The 3,950-nt window shown below is 70.0% G+C and carries 3 protein-coding genes; all 3 read right to left on the bottom strand.

Going from position 1 to position 3,950, the window contains the following annotated elements:
- Positions 1–2,082, bottom strand: a 2,082-nt coding sequence (gene glgB / locus AB0D27_RS45115) for a 1,4-alpha-glucan branching enzyme (RefSeq protein ID WP_362521410.1), incomplete at its 3' end; no start/stop codon positions are given.
- A gap of 117 nt (positions 2,083–2,199) precedes the next feature.
- Positions 2,200–3,573 (bottom strand): maltokinase, encoded by a 1,374-nt coding sequence (locus AB0D27_RS45110; RefSeq protein WP_362521407.1) that lies wholly within the window; start codon positions 3,571–3,573, stop codon positions 2,200–2,202.
- Positions 3,574–3,629: 56 nt separating this feature from the next.
- Positions 3,630–3,950: alpha-glucosidase C-terminal domain-containing protein (locus tag AB0D27_RS45105; RefSeq protein ID WP_362521404.1), on the bottom strand; the 321-nt coding region annotated here is incomplete at its 5' end.

Raw genomic sequence — 3,950 nt, 5'->3', positions numbered from 1 at the left:
GGGTTCGGGTTTGAGGGGGTCGGGGTTGAGGACGTCGCTGCCGCCGTAGCGGGCGGCGTCGGTGTTGAGGACTTCGTGCCAGGCGGGGATGTCCTTGGGGACGCCGAGCCGGTAGCCGTGGCGGACGGCGGGGGAGAGGTGCGTGACGGCGAGCAACGGTGTGCCGTCGGCGTCGTGGCGGAGGAAGGCGAAGACGTTGTCCTCGGCGGCGTCGCCGGCGATCCAGGCGAAGCCGGCGGGGTCGGTGTCGCGCTGCCAGAGAGCGGGTTCACGGAGGTAGCGGGTGTTGAGGTCGCGGACCAGGTCGCGGACGCCGCGGTGGTCGGGTTCGGCACTGTAGGCGGGGTCGAGGAGCCACCAGTCGGGCCCGTGGGCCTCGGACCATTCGCCGCCCTGGGCGAATTCCTGGCCCATGAAGAGGAGTTGTTTGCCGGGGTGGGCCCACATGAAGCCGAGGTAGGCGCGGAGGTTGGCGCGCTGCTGCCACCAGTCGCCCGGCATCTTCGAGACAAGTGACTGTTTGCCGTGCACGACTTCGTCGTGCGAGATGGGCAGCACGTAGTTCTCGCTGTAGGCGTACACCATCGAGAACGTCATCTCGTTGTGGTGGTACTTACGGTGGATCGGGTCGCGCTGCACGTATTCGAGCGAGTCGTGCATCCACCCCATGTTCCACTTCAGGCCGAAACCGAGACCCCCGTCAGCGGTCGAGCGGGTGACGCCGTCCCAGGCGGTCGACTCCTCCGCGATCGTGACGACACCTGGATTGCGGCGGTAGACGGTGGCGTTCATCTCCTGGAGGAAGGCGACCGCGTCCGGGTTGTCCCGGCCGCCGAATTCGTTGGGGCTCCATTGGCCGGGCTCGCGTGAGTAGTCGAGGTAGAGCATCGAGGCGACGGCGTCGACCCGTAGCCCGTCGATGTGGAACTCCTCGCACCAGTAGACGGCGTTGGCGACGAGGAAGTTGCGCACTTCCCGCCGTCCGTAGTCGAATTCCAGGGTGCCCCAGTCGGGGTGGGCGGCCCGCAGCGGGTCGGCGTGTTCGTACAGGGGCCGTCCGTCGAACTCGGCGAGTGCCCAGTCGTCGCGGGGGAAGTGGGCCGGCACCCAGTCCATCAGGACGCCGATGCCGGCCCGGTGAAGCGCGTCGATCAGGTATTTGAAGTCGTCGGGGGTGCCGAGGCGGGCGGTGGGGGCGTAGAAGCCGGTCACCTGGTAGCCCCATGAGCCCCCGAAGGGATGCTCGGCCACCGGCATGAACTGCACATGGGTGAAGCCCAAGTCGGCGACATAGGAGGGGAGTTGGTCGGCGAGCTGGCGGTAGGTCAGCCCGGGGCGCCAGGACGGAAGGTGCACCTCGTACACCGAGAACGGCGCCTCGTGCACCGGACGTGTCCCCCGCGCCGCCATCCACTCGGTGTCTTCCCACACATGGTGGGACTCCGTCACGATCGAGGCGGTCGCCGGAGGCACCTCGGTGCGCCGGGCCATCGGGTCGGCGCGCAGCGTGCGGGAACCGTCGGGGCGGGTGATGTCGTACTTGTAGGGTGTTCCCTCGCCGATGTCGGGCAGGAACAGCTCCCACACGCCGGAGGAGCCGAGCGAGCGCATCGGGAATCCCGTGTTGCCGTCCCAGTGGCAGAAGTCCCCGCAGACCCTGACCCCTTGCGCGTTCGGGGCCCAGACCGTGAACCGCGTGCCGACGACGCCCTGGTGGGTCATCGGATGGGCGCCCAGCGCCCGCCACAGCTCCTCGTGCCGGCCCTCACCGACCAGGTGCAGATCGAGTTCACCCAGCGCGGGCAGGAAACGGTACGGGTCCTGCACCTCGAACTCGGTGCCGTCGTAGGTCACCACCAGTGTGTACACGGGGATCGCGTCGAGCGGCAGCACGCCCGAGAAGAGCCCGTCGCCCACGTCGTCCAGCTCAGTGCGCTGCCCTTTCACCATCACGGCCACGGCCTGGGCGTACTGCCGCAGCGCCCGGAACACGACGCCGCCCGGAACCGGATGTGCGCCGAGCAGCGCGTGCGGATCATGGTGGGTACCCGACAGCAGTCGCCCCCGGTCCGTCGCGTCCAGCGAAGCGGAAGTGGTCGGACGTGCGGCGGAAGTGGCCGGCCGTACGCTGACCGGTGCGATGCGGACTGTCACGGCTTCAGCCTCCTCAGGGGGAAGTAGGGGGAAGAGCTAGGGACTTCAGAGGTGTTCGGCGAGGCGTCTGACCGCCGCCATGGGGACGGGCAGCCAGTCAGGACGGTGTCTCGCCTCGTACAGCACCTCGTACACGGCGCGATCCGTCTCGTACGCGCGCAGCAGATCGGGTTCCTCCCGCGGGTCCCATTCCGACTCGGCGGCGTAGCCCGCGCAGAAGGCCTCGCGGCAGCGTTGTGCCCACTCGGGGCGCCAGGGATGGCGCGAGCGGGCGGCGTAGTCGAAGGAGCGGAGCATGCCCGCGACATCGCGTACCGGCGACTGGAGGCGCCGGCGTTCGGCGAGCGGGCGGGCCGGCTCGCCCTCGAAGTCGATGACGGACCACTGCCGCCCGGCCCGCAGCACCTGGCCCAGGTGGAAATCACCATGGATCCGCTGTGCGGGACGGACCACCCCGTCGAGGGTCGCGAGCGCGTCGAAGGCGGACCGCAGCCCGGGCGCATGCGGCCGGAGGTCGGGCACGGAGCGGACCGCGGCGTCGAGCCGCGCGCTCATGGCGTCCGCGAGCCGCTCGTTCTGACGGGGGCTCGGCGTGTCGACGGGGAACGCCGACGCCAGTGCCACATGGACCTCGGCGGTGGCCTGGCCCAGCTCGTACGCCTCGTCGGTGAACTCCCGTCCCGAGGCGAGGGAGTCGAGCGCGAGGGTCCAGCCGTCGGTGGCCTCGCGCAGGAATGGCTGAAGCACTCCGAGTGTCGCTTCCTGCGGCCGCGAGGTCCGAAACCACGCCGCGGGCGCGGGTACGCGGGTGCAGCCCTGCCGGGCCAGCGCCCAGGGCACCTCCAGGTCCGGGTTGATGCCGGGCTGGACGCGGCGGAAGACCTTCAGGATGTAGGAGTCGCCGTAGACGAGGGAGGAGTTGGACTGCTCGGCGTCGAGGAGGCGCGGAGTGAGACCGGCGGGCACCGGCACCCGGCTGTCGCGCTCGAAGCGCAGCGGACCCGCCGTGCCCGGATGGCGCAGGCGCTCCAGAAGCAGTCCCGCCGCCCGGGGGTCGTGGAAGGCGTCGTACACCACGAGGTTGGCGAGCGGGCCCTCGCTCGCCCGGCCGATGACGGCATGGGCGAGACGCGGCGGCAGGGTTTCCTGCACGCCGAGGAGCAGCTGGTAGCAGTCCTCGGCCGGGGGAGCGCCGGGGGCGCCGTGGGCGGGTGGGCCGAGGTGTTCGGTGCGGACCAGCAGATGCAGGCATCCCGGGTACAGCTCGGTCGTCGACACCAGCGTCAGATCCGTGACGGGCCTGCCCTTGCCCGCGAACCAGCGCTGCCTGGGCAGCCACGCAAGCAGCAGCTCGGTGAGCGAGGTCAGCAGCGGAGCGGTGCCGGGGCCGCTCGGACGGTGCAGCGCGGTCTTCGCCATGGCGACACGTCCTTTCAGAGGCGGGCGGGCTGTCGGGAGAACACTGCGGCATACGGTCAAGGGCGTCTGATGACGCTGGGCGCGAGGGCGCGTCGCAGCCGGAACCAGTAGAAGCCGTGGCCCGCGAGGGTCAGCAGGTACGGCAGCTCACCGATGGCCGGGAATCGCACGCCGCCGATCAGCTCGACGGGATGGCGGCCGTTGAACGCCCTGAGGTCGAGTTCCGTGGGCTGGGCGAAGCGGGAGAAGTTGTGGACGCACAGCACGAGGTCGTCCTTGTATTCGCGCAGGAACGCGATCACCGCCGGGTTGGAGGACTGGAGTTCCGTGTAGGAGCCCAGGCCGAAGGCCTTGTTCTGCTTGCGGATCTCGATCAT

Source organism: Streptomyces sp. NPDC048415 (genome assembly GCF_040651675.1).
GTDB lineage: Bacteria > Actinomycetota > Actinomycetes > Streptomycetales > Streptomycetaceae > Streptomyces.
Note: the sequence above shows the minus strand (reverse complement) of the source record. Positions and strands in the feature narration are given on the sequence as shown.